Consider the following 19,801-nt stretch of genomic DNA (forward strand, 5'->3'; position numbering starts at 1 on the left):
ATTGGGGGATTTATGCCGACTCGGGCGCACGTTGTGCTTCCGGAGGATCTGCTTCTTCGGATCGACAAGATGATCGGCAAAAGGAAGCGAAGCCGTTTCCTCGTGGAGGCTGCGGAGGAAAAGCTGGAACGGGACCGATTATTGGCCGCCATTGATACTGCGGCCGGCGCCTGGAAGCCTGAGGATCATCCCGAATGGAAAAGGAAGGGAGGGGCTGTTGCCGCCGTCCGTGAAATGCGGAGAGAGTGGGACCGCCGCGGTAAAAAGGTTTGAGAGGTTACCTGCTCGACACGACATTTCTGATACGCTTTTTACGGGGTGAGGAGGCGGCGGTTTCCTGGATGCGTAGGATGGCCGAAGAGGGTCACTTCCTGGCCTGTTCCGCAGTGAACGTAGCAGAAATTTATTCGGGAATGAAAGAGAGGGAACGGCCGGCAACGGAGGCGTTGATCGGGGCGCTGCGGTGTTTTCCGGTATCCTTTGATGTGGCGCGTCAGGCGGGAGAGTGGCGGGCAAAATACCGGGCCAAAGGGCGTGAGGTTTCCCTGCCGGACGCCATTATCGGAGCGACGTCGCATATCCATCGTCTCGTCCTTGTGACCGACAACAAGAAAGATTTCCCCATGCCCGGCCTGACAATTTTCTCTCCGTAGACCGGGGTCCAATCCGATCAGGCTTGAGCAGGATTACCCCACCTCGGCGTAGGGGCGAAGGCGGAACGTGACGCCTTCGATCGATTCGGCAAGACGCCGGACGGCGTCGTGGTCCAGGTCCGGCAGGGCCACGGCGGTGGCTACGACCGACGGGATGTGGCGAGGTGCCTCCCGGAGGAAGTCGAGGAGAGCGGGGAACGACGCCGCCCCATAGCGGTTGGGGCAGATCCTGGCGTACGTCCCGGCGTCCGGCGCGTTGAGCGAGACGGAGAGGGCGTCCACCAGGCCCGAGAGCTCCGGCAGAACATTGCGGCCATGCACCAGGTTCGCCAGCCCGTCGGTGTTGATCCGGATCTTCGCGCCCTTGCCTTTCAGCGTCTTCGCGATCGCCTTGACGTCGGCAAGCCGCAGGAACGGCTCCCCGAACCCGCAGAAGACGATCTCGTCAACCTCCGTAGGGTCGCCCACCTCCGCGACGACCTCTTCGACGGAAGGCTCCCCCGGCAGCTTCAGGTAGTGCCCTTTTACGTAGTAGTCGTCCCGCTTTGCGCAGAAAGTGCAGGTGTTGGTGCACCGGTTGGTGATGTTGAGGTACAGGGAGTTGCGGATCTTGTAGGAGACGCGGACCTCCTCCTCCGCCGGGATGCGGAAGATCCGCAAGGCGGAAAGGGTCGCGACCCGGCCGACGTCCTCCCCGGCGACCCCCTTGATCTCGCCGATCTTTTTCGCCACCAGCGGGACATAGGCCGGCTCGTTCGTCTTCCCCCGGTAGGGCAGCGGGGCCAGGAACGGGCAGTCCGTTTCGATGAGGAGCTTCTCCAGGGGGATCTTGCGGACCGCCTCCGCTTGCGTCCCGGAGCCCTTGTAGGTGATCGCGCCGGGGATGGAGATAAGGAAGTTCATCCCGATCGCCCTGCGGGCCATTTCGCAGTCCCCGGAAAAGCAGTGGATGATCCCGCCGACATCGGCGGCGTTCTCCTCCGCCAGGATGGAGAGGATCTCGTCGTGGGCGTCCCGGTCGTGGACGATGATCGGGAGGTTCCGCCGCCGGGCGAGGCGGATCTGCTCCCGGAAGGCGGCCCGCTGGGCCTCCCGGGGGGAGCGGTCGCGGTAGAAGTCGAGGCCTGTTTCGCCGATCCCCACCACCTTGTCGCACCGGGAGAGCTCTTCCAGGCGCGCAAGGAGAGGTTCCGAGCAGGCGGAGGCATCGTGAGGGTGGAGTCCCACCGAGGCGTACACGCCCGTGTGCCGGTGGGCGATCGCGATCGCCTTTTCGCTGCTTTCGGGACCGATGCCGATCGTGACGATGCGCGTAACCCCCGCCTCATGCGCCCGGCGGACGACTTCTCCTTCCGCGTCGCAGAGCGGTTCCAAATCCAGGTGCGCGTGCGTGTCGAAGTACATGCTTCAGTTCCTCGTGTGCCGGAAGGCGCACGCCGCAGAAGGGTCCGGCGGAGCCGCCGCAGGAGGGGGGCGCAGTGAGGTAAAGCGCAGCCGTGCGGGTCCATCGCACGGCGAGCCACGAACGGAGCCCCCCTCCGAGGCGGCGCAGCCGAAGGGGGATCCGGCGCTTCGAGGGGCCGCGATTGCTTGCATCGTCCTACTCTTCGATGCGGGGGAACGCGACGGCGGACCGGGGCAGCGTGGCGCCGGATGGGAGCCCGCCCCACGCCCCGGCGGAGGCGAGGTTCATCTTCTCGACCGCGCCCGCGCAACCAAGCGCCTCCCACATTTTCTGGGCCGCGGCCGGGAGGAAGGGAGCGGAAAGCAGCACGCAGATCCGGGCGGCCTCCAGGATATTGTACAGGACCGTCCCCAGGCGCTCCCGTTTGGCGGCGTCCTTGGCCAGCGCCCACGGGGCCGACGCGTCCACGTACCGGTTGCAGGCCTTCACAAGGTCCCAGACGGCCGAAAGCGCCTTGTGGAATTCGACCTCCTCCATGGCTCCGTCCACGGCGTTGCGGACTTCCCCGGCAAGGGCGATGAGCGAACGGTCTTCCTCGCCGGCGGGGGAGGGGACGGGCACCGTTCCGTCGAAATATTTCCCGAGCATGCCGAGCGTCCGGTTCAGCAGGTTACCGAAATCGTTGGCGAGGTCGGAGTTGATCCGGTGCACAAGGGCCTTCTTCGAGAAATCCCCGTCGAGGCCGAACGGCACCTCCCGCAGGAGGAAGTAGCGGAACGCGTCCGCACCGTAGGTCTCCACCATCTCGTACGGATCGACGACGTTTCCCAGGGACTTGCTCATCTTCTGCCCCTCGACGGTCCACCAGCCGTGTGCGAAGACGCCCAGCGGAGGGGCAACCCCGGCCGACATCAGGAACGCCGGCCAGAAGACCGCGTGGAACCGAAGAATGTCTTTCCCCACCATGTGGACGTCCGCGGGCCAGAACGTGTCGAACCTCTCCCCGCCGTCCGGGTACCCTACGCCGGTAATGTAATTGGTGAGCGCGTCGTACCACACGTAGATCACGTGTCCCGGGTGGTCCGGGAGGGGAATCCCCCAGGCGAGGGAGGTGCGGGAGACCGAGAGGTCGTTCAGTCCCCCCTCCACGAAAGAGACAACCTCGTTCCGGCGGCTCTCCGGGCGGATGAACTTCGGGTTCTTCCCGTAGTATTCGAGGAGCGGCTTCTGGTACTTCGAGAGACGGAAAAAGAAGGAGGGCTCCTTCCGCTTCTCGACGGCCCTTCGGCACTCGGGGCATTTCCCTTCGAGAATCTGGAGGTCGGTCCAGTACGACTCGCAGGGAGTGCAGTACCACCCCTCGTACTCCCCGAGATAGATGTCCCCGTTGCGCAGGGACTTGCGGAACAGCTCCCGCACGGAGGCGTAATGCCTCGGCTCCGTGGTCCGGATGAAGTCGTCGTTCGTGATGTTCAGCGCGGGAGAGAGCCCCTGGAACCGCGTGACAACGCGGTCGGCCAGCTCGCGGGGGGCAAGGCCCTGCTGAACAGCGCTCTTCTGGACCTTCTCTCCGTGCTCGTCCGTCCCCGTGAGGAAGAACACCCTCTGTCCCTTCATCCGGTGGTACCGCGCGAGCGCGTCGCAGGCGATCGTCGTGTAGGCGTGACCGATGTGGGGAACGTCGTTGACGTAATAGATCGGGGTGGTGATGTAGAACGTGGGCTTCACGACGCCCCGTCCTCCTCGTCGCCGAACCGGAACGAGAGGTCGTCGCCCTCGCCGGCGTCGGGAGGGGGAGGGGCCGCGCCGTTCCCCGCCGCGCAGGTCCCGCACGCCTTGGCCCGCGCGTACGACTCATGCTCGTAGATGAGGCAGCACATCAGGCGCCCGCAGACCCCCGACAGCTTCGCCGGGTTCAGGGCGAGCTTCTGGTCCTTCGCCATCTTCACCGTGATGGGCTCGAAGTCGCCGAGGAAGGTGGCGCAGCAGAGGCCCAGCCCGCAGGGTCCGACCCCGCCCACCACGCGCGCCTCGTCGCGCACGCCGATCTGCCGCATCTCGATGCGCGTCCGGAGCTCGTGGGCCAGGTCCTTGACCAGCTCCCGGAAGTCGATGCGGCCGTCGGCCGTGAAGTAGAAGATCGCCTTGCTCCGGTCGAGCAGGACCTCGGTCCGCGCCAGCTTCATGGGCAGCTCCCGGGCCTCGATCCGCTTCAGGCAGAAGGAGTGGGCCTCCGCCTCGCGCCGCGCGTTTTCCTGGTGGGCGCGGATGTCGTCGGCAGTGGCGGCCCGGACGACCCTGGCGTAAGAGGACTTCTGAACGGCCGGAGCGTGGGCGTCGATCCGCTGGACGACCTCTCCCAGCACCGGTCCCCGCTCCGTCTGGACGACGGCGTAGTCCCCCCGCTTCAGGGGAGTCCCTGTGCAGTCGAAGTGGTGCATCTTGCAAACGCCCCGGAGCCTGATTCCCGCAAGATCCATCCGTGTTTCAGTCCTTTCCGTGCAACCCAAATAAAAATGCCTCCAGCGCCAGCCGCTTCTGGGCCTGGGGAGGCAATCGGGACGTGGACAGAAGCGCCTGGAACGCCAGGGTCCATTCGTAAGGGGTTTTCCGGGCGGCGACGGCGCTTAAGGGATCCCCGAAATCCTTGTTTATTATATCCGCTTTCCCCCCGGAAGATAAGAGGGCCAGGTCCCGCACCAGGGACAGGGGCACGGCGATCTGCCCCTGCCGCTCCCCCCCTTTCCTCCACGTCTCGCCGGCTGCGGCGGCGTTCGCCGGGTCCAGGCGGGAAAACAGGCCGGCCCACATCCTGCGGCCCTCTTCCATCTCGTCGAGAAGAAGGAGCGCGCGCCCCGGGCTTCCCCCCGCGCAGGCGGCCGCCGCCCGGACCGTCCCGACGGTGTGCCGCGGGCCTGCCTCGGGGATGCCTCGGAGGATCTCCTCCACGGCATCCTCCGAGAGCGTGGAGAAGGGGATCTTCTGGCAGCGGGAGACGATCGTGGGGGGAAGCCGGGAAAGCCGGTGGGCCACAAGCACGATGTGCGTCGCAGGCGGGGGCTCCTCGAGAGTCTTCAGCAGGGCGTTGGCCGCCTGCAGGGTCATACGGTCCGCCGGGCAGATGAGCGCCGCGCGCGCGCGGTCGGAAAACGCCTTCAGCGAGAGCTCCTCCTTGAGCCGCCGTATCCCGGCAATCTGGATGAAGTGGTTCTCCGGCGAAATCCGCAGGAGGTTGGGATGGGCGCCGGAAGCGAGCAGACGGCACTCGGGGCAGGCAAAACATCCGCCGTCGGGGGTCCGGTCGCGACAGAAAAGGGCGGCGAGGAACGCGAGCGCGGCCCTCTCCTTGCCGATCCCCTCCTCTCCATGGAAGAGGAGGCCGGGCGGGACGTTCCCCGTCTCCAGGTAGCGGCGCAGAAGGGAGATCGCCCGATCCTGCCCGCGGAGGGAGGAGAAGTTCCCTACCATCCGAAACGTGCCGACACGGTCTCGCGGATGCGGCCGAAGACGTCGTCCGCCGGGAGGGAACCGTCGATCCGGCGGATCCGGTCCGGATCGCTCGCTTGAAGGCGCAGATATCCTTCGCGCACCTTCCGGTGGAACTCGAAGGATTCGGACTCGATGCGGTCCGGGCGGGTGCCGCGTCCGCGGATCCGGGCGGCCCCGTCCTCCGGGGACACGTCGAGGAGGAAGGTCAGGTCGGGGGAGAGCCCGCCGGACGCGAAGGCGTTCAGCCATTCGACCTGCGGACCTTCGATCCCCCGGGAGAACCCCTGGTAGGCCGTCGTGGCGTCGTAAAAGCGGTCGCACAGCACCGCCTGCCCGGAAATCAGCGCCGGCAGGATCACCCCGCGGACGTGCTGCGACCGGGCGGCTTCGTACAGGAGCAGTTCGGTTTCCGGGAAGACGGGCTCCTCCCGGGGCGACAGTAGAAGGGAGCGGATTTCGTCGGCGAGGGGAGTGCCACCCGGCTCCCGGGTGACCCGGTGGGGAATTCCCCTTTCCTTGAGATATTCGGACAGCCGCCGGACCTGGGTGGTCTTTCCGGACCCCTCGATCCCCTCAAACGTCACGAACGGTGCAGAGAGGGACATTCCTATCGGGGCGGAGGGAAGAAGCGGCGCCGCGCGAGGAATCCCGCGATGGCGAGTGTGCTATTGGTTCTACGCGTGTCCCCGCCCGTCAGCATTCCGACCACCCGCACGATCGGCACTTGAGGCACGCCTCCTGCATCTCGACCTGGCTTCCGCAGTCGGGGCAGGCGCCGCGCGCGATCTCCCGGTCCTCGGCACGGGAAGGGGCCGCCTGGGAAGAAGCGGCAAGTTCGGGATCTCCCGCGGGTCCGGGGAGTCCGGCGAACATCGTGTCGACGTTCTCCATGTACCAATCGATGGCCTTGGAGACCGCGTCCGCGCACGACAGGATCTTCCCGCCGTTTCCGCCCCAGGCGGGGAGATGACAGGAGATCCCCTTCAGCTGCTTGATGATCTGGTCGGGCTGGACCCCGGAGCGGAGGGCCAGGGACACGAGCCTCCCGATCGCCTCGGACTGGGAAGCCGCGCACCCGCCGGCCTTCCCCATCTGGTTGAAGATCTCGAAGATCCCCTGGCGGTCGCGGTTGATCGTAATGTAGAGCTTCCCGCAGCTCGTCTTCATCTCCTTGGTGACGCCCAGCAGGGTGTCGGGGCGGGGCCGCGGGGAGACGAACCCCGGCTCGGCCTCGGGGACCCCGGACGCGGCGGCCTCCTTGCGGTTGACCTCGCCGATGTTCAGCACCTGCTCGTCGCGGCTTCTGTCCCGGTAGACGGTGACGCCCTTGCAGCCCAGGCGGTAGGCCAGGACGAAGACCTTCCGGATGTCCTCCCGGGTCGCCTCGGCGGGGAAGTTGACCGTCTTGGACACGGCGTTGTCGACGAACTTCTGGAAGGCGGCCTGCATCCGCAGGTGCGCCTCCGGGGAGATGTCGTGCGCCGTCACGAAGATCCTCCGGACCTCGTCGGGGATCCCCTCCACGTGCCGCAGCGAGCCGGACTGCGAGATCTCCTTCATCTTCTCGACCGAATAGAGCCCGCGCCGCCGCATCTCCGCCTCGAAGAGGGGGTGCCCTTCGACCAGGTGGTCGTTGTCCATCACGTTGCGGATGAACGACAGGGCGAAGACCGGCTCGATCCCGCTGCTGCAGCCGGCGATGATGCTGATGGTCCCCGTCGGGGCGATCGTCGTCGTCGTGGCGTTGCGCCGGGGGATGCCGCCCCGCTCGGGGAAGACGCTGATCCCGTAGTTCGGGAACGGCCCCCGCTCGCGGGCCAGGTGGCAGGAGGCCGAAACCGACTCCTCCTGGAGGAAGTTCATGACCTCCTGGGCGACGGCCAGCGCCTCGTCCGAGTCGTAGGGGATGCCGAGCCGGATCAGCATGTCGGCGAATCCCATCACCCCCAGCCCGATCTTCCGGTTTCCCATCGTCATCTGCCGGATCTCGTTCAGCGGATAGTTGTTCCTGTCGATGACGTCGTCCAGGAACCGCACCGCGGCGTGGACCGCGGCCTTGAGCTTCTCGTAGTCGATCCGCGCGCCGCCGTTCTCCCCCAGGATCATGTTGGCGAGGTTGACGGAGCCCAAATTGCACGATTCGTAAGGCAAAAGAGGCTGCTCCCCGCACGGGTTCGTGCTCTCCATCGCGCCGAGCCGGGGGGTGGGGTTGTCCCGGTTGATCCGGTCCAGGAAGATGATCCCCGGCTCCCCGTTGCGCCACGCGGAGTCCACGATCTTCTCGAACACCTCGCGGGCCTTGAGCCGGGCGGCGATCTCCATGGAGTGGGGGTTGACGAGCGGGTACTCGGCGTCGGCCTCCACCGCCTTCATGAACTCCTCGGTCAGCGCCACGGAGATGTTGAAGTTGTTCAGCCGGTCGTTCTTCGTCTTGCAGGTGATGAACTCGAGGATGTCGGGGTGGTCGACCCGGAGAATCCCCATGTTGGCGCCCCGGCGGGTCCCTCCCTGCTTGATCGTCTCGGTGGCCGCGTCGAAAACGGTCATGAAGGAGATGGGGCCGGACGAGATCCCCTTGGTCGACTTGACCACGTCGTGCTTCGGGCGCAGGCGGGAGAAGGAGAATCCGGTCCCCCCGCCGCTCTTGTGGATGAGCGCGGTGTTCTTGACCGCCTCGAAGATGGATTCCATCGAGTCTTCGACGGGCAGCACGAAGCAGGCCGACAGCTGCTGCAGCTCCCGCCCCGCGTTCATGAGGGTGGGGGAATTGGGCACGAAATCCAGCCGGATCATCAGGGCATAGAACGTCTCCGCCCGCTGCAGGACGACTTCGGGGAGGGTGCCGTAGTAAAATCCTTCCGCCGCCGCGATGTTGTAAGCCACCCGGGCGATCATCTCCTCGGGCGTCTCCAGGGTATCCCCCGGGGCGCCGATCTTGAGATACCGCCGTTCGAGCACTTTCCGGGCGTTCTCGGAGACCGGCAACGGCCCGTATTTCCGGAACATCCGCTCGATCCATTCCTTCGGCGGAAGCTCGGGAACCGCCTTCCCCGCGGCGCGCGCGGTGATTTCCGGCAGAGGGGCCGGGGCAGCGACAGGGGCGGGCACGTTCAGATCCATTCGTCTACTCCATCGGGACGGTATTCCCCTTGGGGAGAGTGCCTGTCCAATTGATAGGATGGCTTATCTTGTGGCCTTCCGGCGACACTCATACAAGATATGGTGCTCGCCATATCCTGTCAAGAAAAACGCGGGCAAAATAAAAATTATTACCAACCATCGTATTTCAGGGTGGTTATCCAATAATAGAACATAGTTAATCAAGCATGATTCGGATGATGCGTCGGATCTTGTTCGGGAGGTCGTCTGGAAACGCCTTGTTTTTAAAAACAATTTCCTCTGGCGTGCGGTCGGGAAGCCATCGGGCCCGCGACAGGGGCTCCTCCGCGGCCGGTCCCATCTCCTTTTAGCGAATTCTCCACCACCAGCGAAAGGACCTCCTCCAACAAACCCCTTTTTCAAAGCGGGGGAAGGGGGGGCAAAGGCCTTTCGAAATTTCGGCTTGATTATCGTTTGGGGTTGCAGTATGTATTCAGTCGACAATGGCGATAACGGATATCGTTTGTCGGCTTCCGTCGAAAACCACCAAATATCCGGATAAAGAAAGGCTCGTCCATGGTTCCCCTGCGCAGGGACTCGTTTCGCATCCTCGTACCGGTTGTCTTCCTTGCGCTTTGCCTGTTCGCAATGGCTCCCCGTTCCGCAGCCTGGGCCCTGGACAACGGGCAATGCTACGACTGTCACGGCGATTCCGGGATCCTTACGTGGTCGGCAAAGGAGAAGGAGGGCAACGTCAAGGCGGGGGGGCCGGAGAAGGCACATCGCAATGTGGCGCCCTTCCCCGGGATCTCCCTTCACGTCGACCCCGGCAAGTACAAGGCCTCGGTGCACTCGTACCTTTCCTGCACCACCTGCCACGGGGATATCAAGGACCTCCCCCACAACTCCCGGCTTGACCCCGTCGACTGCTCGGGCTGCCACTCCGAGGCGGCGGCGGTCTACAAGAAGAGCCGGCACGTGGTGGTGCACGGCAAGGGTGCGAAGGCGGATACCCCGCGGTGCTTCGACTGCCACGGCGCGCACGCGATCCCGAAATCGTCCGTTTCCACTTCCCCGGTCTACTTCCGGAACCTCGCGGCGACCTGCACGCGGTGTCACGGAATCCGGGAGGTGACCGACCGGTCCGACATCCCCATCCCCGGCGCCGCCCGCATGTACGAGAAGAGCATCCATAACCGGGCGATCGTCGAAAAAGGGCTGAACAAGTCCGCCACCTGCACCGACTGCCACGGGTCGCACGATCTCAAGGACCGGCTCGACCCCTCCTCGCCCATCTTCCGGACGAACATCCCCGCCACCTGCGGGAAGTGCCACTACGGCGTCTTCGCGATCTTCCGGGACAGCGTGCACGGGGTGGCGCTCGCCCGCGGCGTCCCCGACGCCCCGGGCTGCACGGACTGCCACGGGGAGCACGACATCCGGCAGGCGTCCGACCCCGGTTCCTCGGTTTCGTTCGAGGCGGTATCCCGGACGACGTGCCCTTCCTGCCACTCCGCGGAGAAGCTTTCCAGCCGGTACGGGATCTCCATCGAAAAAGTGAAGGGGTACGAGGAGAGCTTCCACGGCCTCTCCCAGCGGCTGGGGGATAAGACGGTGGCCGACTGCTCCTCATGTCACGGCGTCCACGAGATCTTCCGTTCCTCCGACCCCCGCTCGACCGTCAACATGAAGAACCTCCAGGTCACCTGCGGGAAATGCCACCCCGGGGCCACGGAGAACTTCGCCAAGGGGAACATCCACGTGGGCCCGGGCGGGATCGGGGGACAGGTCAAGTTCTGGGTGGAGAAGATCTACATCTGGATGATCGCCGTGGTTATCGGCGGGATGCTGCTCCACAACGGCGCCGACTACCTTCGGAAGCTGCAGGAGATCTACCGGAAGCGGAGGGAGTGGGAGCATCCCGGGTACGAGCGGATGAACGCCTCGGAGCGGATCCAGCACTTCCTCATCCTGACGACGTTCTTCGCCCTCGTCCTCACCGGCTTCGCCCTGAAATTCAAGTGGTCGATCCCGTTCCTCGCGGACGCGACGAACGTCGCATTGAGGGGAACGGGGCACCGGGTGGCCGCCGTCCTCATGGTGGCGACCTGCATCTACCACCTGCTGTACGTGATCTTCACGGAGAGGGGGCGCGATCAATTCGCGCGGATGATGCCCCGCCTGCAGGACGCCCGGGACGTCGTGGAGATGCTCAAATATTATGCCGGGATCTCAGCCCGCAAGCCGAAGTTCGGCCGGTACAGCTACATCGAGAAGGCCGAGTACCTCGCGCTGGCGTGGGGATCGATCGTCATGGTCGTCACGGGGTTCCTGCTCTGGTTCCAGGGCGAGACGCTCAAGCACCTTCCCATGTGGGGGTTGGACGTGGCGACGATCGTCCACTATTACGAGGCGATCCTGGCGACCCTGGCGATCATCGTCTGGCATCTGTATTACGTGATAATCAACCCCGACTTCGCCCCGCTCTCGTTCACCTGGATCGACGGGAAACTTTCCCGGCACCACATGGAGCGTGAGCACGCGCTCGAGCTTGAGGAAATCGACGCGGCTTCACTGCCGGGGAAGGCCCCGGCGCCGGAAACCACACGGATCGCCCCGGAGGGATCATGAAACGGTTGCAGATGCTGTTCTTGCCCGTGGTCCTGTCCGCGGCGATGTTCCTGCAGCCCGGGACCGCAGCCGCCTCGGCCCTTGTCGGGGGGGAATGCATGGAGTGCCACGGCGACAAGACGATCGAGAAATCCCTCCCCGGCGGGGGAACGCTGTCGCTGTTCGTCGATGAGAAGGCGTACCGGGGATCCGTGCACGGAAAAGGAGCCTGCACGATGTGCCACGCCGGCGCGAAATCCCCCCACGGCAAACTGGAGAGGGTCTCTTGCGTCAAGTGCCACCCGGACGCGGAGAAGTCCTACTCCCGGAGCACGCACGGGAAGGGACACGCGAAAGGCGCCCACGAGGCCGCATGGTGTTCCGACTGTCACGGGAAGCACGACATCCGCAAAAGCCGGGATGCCGCCTCGAGGACGTTCCGCCTGAACATCGTGGGCGTGTGCCTCAAGTGCCACAAGGACCGCGCGATCGAGGAGCAGTACCGGCTGCCCGGCCGGCAGGTGATGGAGGCGTACGAGAAGAGCGTCCACGGGATGGCCCTCAAGAAGTCGGGCCTGCTGGGGACTGCGGTCTGCCCGGACTGCCACGGCAACCATGCGATCCTCCCGGGGGACCAGCCACGCGCCGCCACCCACCGGCAAAACGTCCCGACGATGTGCGGGAAGTGCCACTCCGGCATCCTGGAGCAGTATGATGGGAGCATCCACGGGAAGGGGATGCGCGGCGGGATCGCCGAGTCGCCCGTATGCACGGACTGCCACGGGGAGCACAAGATCACCAAGATCAGCGACCCGACGTCGTCGGTTTTCACCAAGAACATCCCGAAGACCTGTTCCGCCTGCCACGAAAAGGAAGGGATCTCCAGCCGGTACGCCCTGCCCAAGAAGCGGTTCGCGACCTACATGGACTCCTTTCACGGGATCGCCCTGGAGTACGGGATGACCAAGGCCGCCAACTGCGCCTCGTGCCACGGTTTCCACGACATCCTCCCCTCGGCCGACCCGGCGTCTCGGGTGAACAAGGCGAACCTCCCCCGCACGTGCGGGAAGTGCCACCCCAACGCGGGGCCGAACTTTGCGAAGGGGATGATACACGTGGAAGTGACCCCGCAGAAGGCGATGGGGGTGTTCGCCGTGCGGGTCTTCTACACGATTTTCATTTCCGTGCTGGTGACGCTGTTCGTCCTCCACGTCGGGCTGGAGCTTTTTGGCAGGCGCCGCCGCAAACGGATGGAGGAGGGGGGAAAGGGATGACGTCGACGAGCGCCGAGACCCCGAAGTCCGTTTCCATCGTCCGCATGTCCTTCCTGTTCCGGGTCCAGCACGCGCTCCTCATGGTCACGCTGCTCGTGCTCGCGCTGACCGGTTTTGCCCTGATGTACCACGAGAACTGGCTCGGGCGGAACCTGATCCACCTGGAAGGCGGTTTCCTGTACCGCGGGTTCCTCCATCGCGCAGCGGCGTCCCTCCTGATGGGCCAGCTGGTCTTCCACGCCTTCTACATGCTGTTCACCCGGGAGGGAAAGAAGGAGCTCGGAGAGTTCCTCCTGGCGCGGCGGGATTTCGCAGATTTCCTCCAGGCGATCCGATACAACCTGGGGACCGCAGGGGAGTATCCCCGGTTCGGCAAGTACGGATACAAGGAGAAGTTCCAGTACTGGGGTGCGACGCTCGGCGTCTTCTTCATCTCGGTGACCGGCCTCATCCTCTGGGCGGAGACCTTCTCGATGCGGTTCCTCCCCAAGGTCGTCCTGGACATCACGCTCATCGTCCACGGCTACCAGGGGCTGCTGGCGTTCGTCATCCTCCTGTTCTGGCACCTGTACAACGAGCACCTGCACCCTTCCGTCTTCCCGATGAACAACGCCTGGCTGACGGGAAAGGTCGACGCGGAATGGCTCCGCCAGGAGCACCCGCTGGAGTACGAAAAACTGAAACAGGAAGGGGTTCTATGAAGGGAACGGTCCTCTATGCAGCGATGGTCGTTGCCCTCCTGGGATCGTGCGCGCCGGGGCTGCCGCGTCGGGCGGAGGCGCTGATCTCTCTGGAGAAGTGCACCCTCTGCCACGGCAAGCCGGAGTTCCGGAAGATCCTCGTGGACGGGAAGATCCGGGATCTGTTCGCGACGGCCGACAGCCTGAAGGGCTCGGTGCACGAGATGAAGGGCTGCGTGGACTGCCACTTCGATATCAGCGAGATTCCCCACCGGGAGCGTCCGCACCGGGTGACCTGCACCCACTGCCACTATAAGGGGAACGCCGAGGGGGCCCCCCAGTCGGACGGCTACCTCGCATATTTCGACTCCGTTCACGGGAAGGCGATCGCCCGGGGGAACGCGAAAGCTCCACTGTGCCAGGACTGCCACGGCAGCCATTTCATCCTCAAGGCGAAGAACGATGGGTCCCTGGTCTCGCAGGGGAAAGTGGCGGAGACGTGCGGGCACTGCCACATCCAGATCTACGCCCAGTACAAGACCTCGATCCACGGGGTGGCGGTCGCAAGGGGGATCAAGGAAGCGCCGTCGTGCACGGGATGCCACGGGGAGCACAAGATTTACGGCCGTATGGACCCCAAATCCACCGTGTTTGCGACCCACGTGGCCGAGCAGTGCTCGACATGCCACGGCTCGGTGTCGATCATGAGCAAGTTCGGCATCGAGACGGAACAGGTGGAGACCTACAAGGAGTCGTTCCACGGCGTGGCGAGCCAGTTCGGGTCGCGGACCGTGGCCAACTGCTCCTCCTGCCACGGCACGCACGAGATCCGGCCCGAAGCGGACCCCTTGTCCTCGGTGAACCCGAAAAACGTCCCGAAGACCTGCGGGAAGTGCCACCCCGGGGCGAACCCCAACTTCGCCGTGGGGAAAATGCACATAGACGCCAAGAAGAAGGAGGCGGGCATCGTCTACTACGTGGCTTCCTTCTTCAAATACCTCACCATCGGCACGATGCTGGCCCTCATCGTCCACATCCTGCTGGATATGTACGGGCGGACCAAGCGGCTTCGCGGGGAGAAGTAGGGAGAGAAGGGATGTCCGTGGACGAAAAGAAAGAGCCTTCGCAGGAGAGCCTCGAGCGGGAGATCGACGCCGCCGTCTCCGGCGAGACGGCCGGCCTCGACCCGGCCCGGGCCGACGAGATCCGGGAAACGATCCGGCAGCGGGTCCGTGCGGAGATGGAGCGGGAAATGCGGCTCCGGACGGCGGCCGACCGGCGGGCGGAGGAGCGCAGGCTCCGGGAAGAGCGCCGCAAGGAGAAGCACCACGGGGAAGAGGAGATGTTCCAGCGGTTCAACCGGAACTTCCGCTTCCAGCACATCGTGATGTTCACCTCGGTCATCCTCCTCATCATCACGGGGATGCCGATCAAGTTTCCCAACTTCATCCTCTCCCGGTTCGTCATCAACCTGTGGGGGGGGATCCACAACTCCACCATCGTCCACCGGATCGGCGCCGGGATGCTGATCTACTTCATGGTGCACCACTTGCTGTACACCATCCTCTCCCGGGACGGGCGCAGGGACTTCGTGCTCCTCATCCCGACGCCCAAGGACTTCCGGGACGCCGTCCAGAACATCCGCTACTTCCTGGGGAAGGTGGGCGAGAAGCCGAGGTTCGGCCGGTTCAGCTACATCGAAAAGTTCGACTACTGGGCGGTCTACTGGGGGTGCATTATCATGATCGGCTCCGGGGCGTTCCTCTGGGGCGAGTCGATCGCGATGAAGTACTTCCCGAAGTTCGTCCTGGACATCGCCCACGAGATGCACAGCGACGAGGCGCTGCTCGCCACCCTGGCCATCGTGATCTGGCACTTCTACAATGTCCACTTCAACCCGGACCGGTTCCCCGGGACCCTGATGTGGTGGCACGGACGGATCTCGGAGCACGAGATCAAGGAGGAGCACCCGCTCGAGTATGAGGAAATCATGGCCAGGCGCGCCAAGCAGGCGGCGGAGGTCGCCCGACAATGAAGGAGATGTTCACTCACGTCTGGGATGCGGTCCACCGGCACCGGAAGTCGCTTCTGATCCTGGGCGCGATCGTCCTCGGGATCGGCATCGTATTCAACGGCGCGTTCTTCGTCGCGGCGTACTTCCCGAAGTCGTGCGTTGCCTGCCACTACATGGACCCGTTCTACGCCCAGTGGAAGACGTCCAAGCACGCCGGCGTCTCCTGCATCAAGTGCCACTCCTTTTCGCCCGTCTTCATCACGGTAACGACGCTGAAATACTGGACGGGGCTGTACAACCCCCGGCCGCACGCCAAGGTCAACGACTCCTCCTGCCTCGCCTCGGGGTGCCACGCGGGCCGGATCGAGAAGGGCAAGGCGAAGCTCGGCACCAATATCACGTTCGACCACCAGGAACACATGGGGAAGCTCAAGCGCGGCGAGAAGCTGCGCTGCACGACCTGCCACTATTCGATCGTACAGGGAGAGCACATCTCCGTCGACACGAAGGTCTGCTTCCTTTGCCACTTCAAGGGAATCAGCCAGGGCCAGGCGCTGGGCGGCTGCCCGGGGTGCCACGGCACCCCGACCCGGACCGTGGATCACAGCGGCTTCCAGTTCTCCCACGAGTCGTACCTGAAGATCGGCGTCCAGTGCAGGCAGTGCCACCTCCGGGTGGCCGAAGGCGACGGCAGGGTGAACGACTCCCACTGCTACGACTGCCACGTCGGGCGGCTGGAAAAGAAGAGCGATCCGCTGGCGATCCACAGGACGCACGTCACCTACAACGCGATCCAGTGCTTCCGGTGCCACGAGCCGATCCGCCACGGCGAGGTGGAGCTGGTCAAGACCTTCGAGGTCAAATGCGAATCCTGCCACAAGCGGCTCCACAACTACCAGAAGGAGATGTACATGGGGGCGGGCGCGCGCGGCGTCCCCGACACTCCCTCCCGGATGTTCTCCGCCCAGGTGGCGTGCGACGGCTGCCACACGAAATCGGTCGAGGTCCGCGAGTCGGGGGTCGCGTTCCCCGGCGAAAAGAAGCTGACGGCGGAGCGGAAAAGCTGCGTCGCCTGCCACGGGAAGAAGTACGACCTCATGCTGGACGACTGGGTCCGGGAGTCGCGTGTTCTGACCGCCGAAATGGAGCGTGTCGTCGCCGCCGGGAAGGCGGCGGTGGGGACCGGGGAGTCGAAGTCGAAAGGCCTGTCCGGCGCCCGGGCGCTCGTCGCGGACGCCCGCGCCAACCTGAACTTCCTCCGGGCCGGGCGCGGCGCGCACAACATCGAGTATGCCTACAAGATCCTCAAAACGGGCTACGATCAGGTGTCGGCGGCCTACAGGATGGCGGGCATCGAGGGCGGACCGCCCAAGCCGGCCATTCTTGCGAGCCCGTCCTCGTATTGCATGACCCTGTGCCACCAGCGGGTTGGGCCGAAGGAGAAGCTCTTCTTCAAGGAGATGGAGGTCGACTTCCCGCATCGGCTCCATGTCCAGGACGTCGGGATCGAGTGCTCCAAGTGCCATTCGCCCGAGAAGCACAAGATGCGCATCGTCACCAAGTCCGAGTGCATGAAATGCCACCACGAGAGCAAGGACATCGATTGCGCCCACTGCCACAGGGCCCAGCAGGCCCTCTACGAGGGGAAGGTGAGGGTCTTCGGGGTCTCCCCGCAGGCGGACAGCATGGCGCAGGCGGGGACGAAGTGCGTCGAGTGCCACGAGCTCAAGAAAGGGACCCAGACGGTTTTAACCGTCAAGGCCAAGTGCGAGGAATGCCACAGCGCAAAGTACGGCAAGATGCTCCTCGACTGGAAGCAGGACATCACGAAGCGGGAGAACGCCATCGCCGTTGCGCTCGAGGAGGCGAAGGAATATGTCGCCCGCAGCAAAAAGATGGGCAACAAGGTGGACGCGGAAGAAACCCTTCTCCGGCAGGCCGAGGCCAACTACCTCGCGGTCACCAACGGGCGGGGGACCCACAACTACCGGTTGAGCGTCGAGCTCCTCAAGTCGGCGCAGGCCTCCGTGGAGAAGATCCGGAAGGAGAAGAAGCAGGCGCAGAAATAGGCGCGGCGCCTTCGTTGCGGATCCATGAAAACGGTCCGGGGGAAATCACCCTCCGGACCGTTTTCATTTTATCGGAACCGGTCAATCTTCGACGAACGTCTCGTACTCTTCCGCGCTCATCAGCCGCTCGATCTCCTCGGGCTCGTTGATCTCGACCTCGACGAGCCACCCTTTCCCATAGGGATCCACGTTGATCAGGGAAGGGTCTTCCACAACGGTCCCGTTGACGGCCTTGATCGTGCCCGTAATGGGGGAGACGAGCTCGACGACCGTCTTCTGCGATTCGAGCTCCCCGATCATGTCCCCCGGCTCGATGAATTTGCCGATTTCCGCGTGTGTCACGGAGACGATTTCGCCCAGTTGTTCCTGCGCGTAATCGGAAAGACCGAAGCGTGCCGTTTCCCCCATTTCGAGGACCCAGAGATGGTCCTCGGAAAATTTCATCTGCGATTCTTCCATATCAACAATCTTACAGGAACACGGAAGAGGGTTGTCAACTTTTAGGAATCTTTCGGGGACGGTTTCCCCTACCCGCTCAGGACGGCCAGCGCCGTCTCCACGTTCCCCAGCGGGGCGCTCACCTGGAAACCGCTCACGCGTGTCGAGATCTCCTCGATGATCTTCCGCGCGATCTCGATGCCGACCCGGTGTCCTTCCTCCTTGGACCGGCAACGGGCCATCCGGTCCAGGATCTCCCGCGGGACGACCACGCCCGGGACCTCGTTGTTCATGAACTCGGCGTTCTTGTAGCTGACCAGCGGCCAGATCCCGGCGATGACGGGAATCCGCCGGGGGTGCCGCTCCACCCGGTCCAGGAACCGCAGGAGGGCCTCGATGTCGAACACGGGCTGCGTGATGGCGAACTCGGCGCCGGCGTCGATCTTGCGGAAGTAGCGGTCGATCTCCCGCTCCGGGTCGACTGCGCAGGGGTTTGCGCCCACGCCGATGAGGATGCCCGTGGGAGGGGAGATCGGGTTCCCGCCGATGTCATAGCCCCGGTTCAAATTTGCCGCCACCTGCGTGAGGCCGATCGCGTCGACGTCGAAGACGCCGGTGACGTCGGGGTAGTCGCCCAGCTTCGGGGGGTCTCCGGTGATGATCAGGAAATTGGCGAGGCCGGCCGCGTAGCCCCCCAGCAGGTCCGATTGCATGCTGATCAGGTTGCGGTCCCTGCAGCAGTAGTGGAGGATCGGCTCGATGCCGACCTCCTTGAGAATGGTCAGCGCGGCGATCATCGGCGAGATCCGCGCGCTGGCCCGGGGGCCGTCGGGGATGTTGATCGCGTCCACGCCGGCCTCGGCGCAGCGGCGGACTTTCGTGAGCATCTCCGTCATGTCGCAGGACCGGGGTGGCAGGATTTCCACGGAGGCGACCTTTTCCCCGGCGATCAACTTCCCGGCCAGCCGGGATTTCTTCCCGGTGGGGACCACGTGCACCAGGGGTTCCTGGCGCGCGTACGCGCGTACCTTCACGTGCTTCTTGACCCCGCTTAGGGACTTGACGGCGCGGGAGGCCATCCGGATGTGCGCCGGAGTGGTCCCGCAGCACCCACCGACGCCGCGCACCCCCATCTCGATGTACTTCTTGGCGTACTCGGTGAAGTACTCCGGGCTCGTCAGGTAGATCAACCGGCCCGCGATGTCCCGGGGATACCCCGCATTCGGCATCACGACGACCGGCTTGGTGGCCACCGGCAGGACGGCCTGCAGCGCGTCGAACACCCCTGCCGGCCCGACGCCGCAGTTGATTCCCACGAGGTCGACGTTCTCGTCGGCGGACAGGGTCCGCGCCATCGTCTCCGCTCTCGTGCCGACGGCCGTCTCTCCGCGCTCGTTCAGGACGAAGGACGCCAGCACCGGCAGGCCGAGGCGCTTGGCGGTCCGGGCGCCCACCTGGAGCTCCCTGAGGTGGGTGAACGTCTCGAACACGACCAGGTCCACCCCTTCCGCGGCGAGCGCGCCGATCTGTTCGGCGAAGGCCGACTCCACCTCGGCGGCATGCTCCTCGGGCATGATCTGGTCCGGCCGGAGACAGGGGCCCGCCGCCGCGGCGACGTAGACGGAGTCCCCGGCGGCCTCGCGCGCCAGCCTCACGGCCTGCCGGTTGATCGCCTCGGCCTTGTCCGCGAGCCCGTACGGGCGGAGCATGATGCGGTTCGCGCCGAACGTGTTCGTCTCGATCACGTCGGCGCCGGCCTCCACGTACTCCCGGTGGATCTGGGAGATGAGCTTCGGGTTGGTCAGGCAGACCTCGTCGTAGCAGGTGTTGATGAACACGCCCCGCTCGTAGATCATCGTGCCCATCGCCCCGTCAAAGAGCAGCGGGGACTCCTTCATGCGTTCCAGGATGTTCCGCATTCCCTCAGCGCCTCATGTCGCAGATGTTATTACGCATCTTGTCCGACGCACGGAAGTCGCTGCGCCTCAGGGGGGACCTCGCTGGCGATCCGCCATGGCTCCCCGGCTTCGTCCAGCAAACGTGCCCCAATTTCCTATCCCCGGCCTTCGG

At 64.7% G+C, this 19,801-nt stretch carries 16 protein-coding genes; 8 read left to right on the plus strand and 8 right to left on the minus strand.

Going from position 1 to position 19,801, the window contains the following annotated elements; all coding sequences use genetic code 11:
- Window positions 1-12 precede the first annotated feature (12 nt).
- Entirely contained in the window at window positions 13-273 is a 261-nt protein-coding gene (locus A2Z13_03360) for a hypothetical protein (GenBank protein ID OGP77102.1), read from the plus strand.
- Entirely contained in the window at window positions 270-653 is a 384-nt protein-coding gene (locus tag A2Z13_03365) for a hypothetical protein (GenBank protein OGP77103.1), read from the plus strand. Before A2Z13_03360 ends, A2Z13_03365 begins: the two co-directional genes overlap by 4 nt.
- A 33-nt stretch (window positions 654-686) precedes the next feature.
- On the opposite strand, the gene A2Z13_03370 is transcribed toward A2Z13_03365, so the two are convergent.
- From A2Z13_03370 to A2Z13_03395, 6 genes are all read right to left on the minus strand, one after another.
- Entirely contained in the window at window positions 687-2,057 is a 1,371-nt protein-coding gene (locus A2Z13_03370; GenBank protein OGP77104.1) for a radical SAM protein, read from the minus strand.
- A 196-nt stretch (window positions 2,058-2,253) separates the two neighbouring features.
- Window positions 2,254-3,786, minus strand: a complete 1,533-nt coding sequence (locus A2Z13_03375) for a methionine--tRNA ligase (protein ID OGP77105.1) — start codon at window positions 3,784-3,786, stop codon at window positions 2,254-2,256.
- Window positions 3,783-4,538: a hypothetical protein gene (locus A2Z13_03380; protein ID OGP77106.1), complete on the minus strand. Its 756-nt coding sequence runs from the start codon at window positions 4,536-4,538 to the stop codon at window positions 3,783-3,785. Before A2Z13_03380 ends, A2Z13_03375 begins: the two co-directional genes overlap by 4 nt.
- Window positions 4,539-4,545: 7 nt before the next feature.
- Window positions 4,546-5,526 (minus strand): DNA polymerase III subunit delta', encoded by a 981-nt coding sequence (locus A2Z13_03385; GenBank protein ID OGP77107.1) that lies wholly within the window; start codon window positions 5,524-5,526, stop codon window positions 4,546-4,548.
- The gene (locus A2Z13_03390) at window positions 5,520-6,152 is read right to left on the minus strand and encodes a dTMP kinase (GenBank protein ID OGP77108.1); all 633 of its coding nucleotides are present in this window, start codon (window positions 6,150-6,152) and stop codon (window positions 5,520-5,522) included. Before A2Z13_03390 ends, A2Z13_03385 begins: the two co-directional genes overlap by 7 nt.
- 88 nt (window positions 6,153-6,240) lie before the next feature.
- Window positions 6,241-8,553, minus strand: coding sequence for a ribonucleoside-diphosphate reductase, adenosylcobalamin-dependent (locus A2Z13_03395; protein ID OGP77117.1), 2,313 nt, complete (start codon window positions 8,551-8,553; stop codon window positions 6,241-6,243).
- A gap of 669 nt (window positions 8,554-9,222) precedes the next feature.
- Between A2Z13_03395 and A2Z13_03400 the strand changes: the two genes are divergently transcribed.
- The 6 genes from A2Z13_03400 to A2Z13_03425 all read left to right on the plus strand — a co-directional run bounded on the left by A2Z13_03400 (window position 9,223) and on the right by A2Z13_03425 (window position 17,293).
- Window positions 9,223-11,277 (plus strand): hypothetical protein, encoded by a 2,055-nt coding sequence (locus A2Z13_03400; protein ID OGP77109.1) that lies wholly within the window; start codon window positions 9,223-9,225, stop codon window positions 11,275-11,277.
- Window positions 11,274-12,530 carry a hypothetical protein gene (locus A2Z13_03405; GenBank protein OGP77110.1) on the plus strand — a complete coding sequence of 419 codons (1,257 nt, stop codon included), beginning with the start codon at window positions 11,274-11,276 and terminating at the stop codon, window positions 12,528-12,530. The genes A2Z13_03400 and A2Z13_03405 overlap by 4 nt, the downstream gene beginning before the upstream one ends.
- Complete coding sequence (locus tag A2Z13_03410) at window positions 12,527-13,231, plus strand: hypothetical protein (GenBank protein OGP77111.1); 705 nt, start codon at window positions 12,527-12,529, stop codon at window positions 13,229-13,231. Before A2Z13_03405 ends, A2Z13_03410 begins: the two co-directional genes overlap by 4 nt.
- Complete coding sequence (locus A2Z13_03415) at window positions 13,228-14,295, plus strand: hypothetical protein (protein OGP77112.1); 1,068 nt, start codon at window positions 13,228-13,230, stop codon at window positions 14,293-14,295. The genes A2Z13_03410 and A2Z13_03415 overlap by 4 nt, the downstream gene beginning before the upstream one ends.
- A 257-nt stretch (window positions 14,296-14,552) precedes the next feature.
- A complete protein-coding gene (locus A2Z13_03420; GenBank protein ID OGP77118.1) occupies window positions 14,553-15,245 on the plus strand; it encodes a hypothetical protein in 693 nt (230 codons plus the stop codon).
- Window positions 15,242-17,293: a hypothetical protein gene (locus A2Z13_03425; GenBank protein OGP77113.1), complete on the plus strand. Its 2,052-nt coding sequence runs from the start codon at window positions 15,242-15,244 to the stop codon at window positions 17,291-17,293. Before A2Z13_03420 ends, A2Z13_03425 begins: the two co-directional genes overlap by 4 nt.
- Before the next feature lie 81 nt (window positions 17,294-17,374).
- Here A2Z13_03425 and A2Z13_03430 read toward each other — a convergent pair whose 3' ends face one another.
- Window positions 17,375-17,752, minus strand: a complete 378-nt coding sequence (locus A2Z13_03430) for a hypothetical protein (protein OGP77114.1) — start codon at window positions 17,750-17,752, stop codon at window positions 17,375-17,377.
- Between the two features lie 68 nt (window positions 17,753-17,820).
- Window positions 17,821-19,650, minus strand: coding sequence for a bifunctional homocysteine S-methyltransferase/methylenetetrahydrofolate reductase (locus tag A2Z13_03435; GenBank protein OGP77115.1), 1,830 nt, complete (start codon window positions 19,648-19,650; stop codon window positions 17,821-17,823).
- Window positions 19,651-19,801 lie beyond the last annotated feature (151 nt).

It is taken from the genome of Deltaproteobacteria bacterium RBG_16_64_85 (assembly GCA_001798885.1).
Lineage (GTDB): Bacteria > Desulfobacterota > Deferrimicrobia > Deferrimicrobiales > Deferrimicrobiaceae > FEB-35.

Bases quoted from the DNA above. Each gene is read 5' to 3' on its own strand.
- A2Z13_03360 (OGP77102.1), top strand. From the start codon at position 13: ATGCCGACTCGGGCGCACGTTGTGCTTCCGGAGGATCTGCTTCTTCGG.
- A2Z13_03370 (OGP77104.1), bottom strand. From the start codon at position 2,057: ATGTACTTCGACACGCACGCGCACCTGGATTTGGAACCGCTCTGCGAC.
- A2Z13_03380 (OGP77106.1), bottom strand. From the start codon at position 4,538: ATGGATCTTGCGGGAATCAGGCTCCGGGGCGTTTGCAAGATGCACCAC.
- A2Z13_03385 (OGP77107.1), bottom strand. From the start codon at position 5,526: ATGGTAGGGAACTTCTCCTCCCTCCGCGGGCAGGATCGGGCGATCTCC.
- A2Z13_03390 (OGP77108.1), bottom strand. From the start codon at position 6,152: ATGTCCCTCTCTGCACCGTTCGTGACGTTTGAGGGGATCGAGGGGTCC.
- A2Z13_03395 (OGP77117.1), bottom strand. From the start codon at position 8,553: ATGTTCCGGAAATACGGGCCGTTGCCGGTCTCCGAGAACGCCCGGAAA.
- A2Z13_03400 (OGP77109.1), top strand. From the start codon at position 9,223: ATGGTTCCCCTGCGCAGGGACTCGTTTCGCATCCTCGTACCGGTTGTC.
- A2Z13_03405 (OGP77110.1), top strand. From the start codon at position 11,274: ATGAAACGGTTGCAGATGCTGTTCTTGCCCGTGGTCCTGTCCGCGGCG.
- A2Z13_03410 (OGP77111.1), top strand. From the start codon at position 12,527: ATGACGTCGACGAGCGCCGAGACCCCGAAGTCCGTTTCCATCGTCCGC.
- A2Z13_03415 (OGP77112.1), top strand. From the start codon at position 13,228: ATGAAGGGAACGGTCCTCTATGCAGCGATGGTCGTTGCCCTCCTGGGA.
- A2Z13_03420 (OGP77118.1), top strand. From the start codon at position 14,553: ATGTTCCAGCGGTTCAACCGGAACTTCCGCTTCCAGCACATCGTGATG.
- A2Z13_03425 (OGP77113.1), top strand. From the start codon at position 15,242: ATGAAGGAGATGTTCACTCACGTCTGGGATGCGGTCCACCGGCACCGG.
- A2Z13_03430 (OGP77114.1), bottom strand. From the start codon at position 17,752: ATGGAAGAATCGCAGATGAAATTTTCCGAGGACCATCTCTGGGTCCTC.
- A2Z13_03435 (OGP77115.1), bottom strand. From the start codon at position 19,650: ATGCGGAACATCCTGGAACGCATGAAGGAGTCCCCGCTGCTCTTTGAC.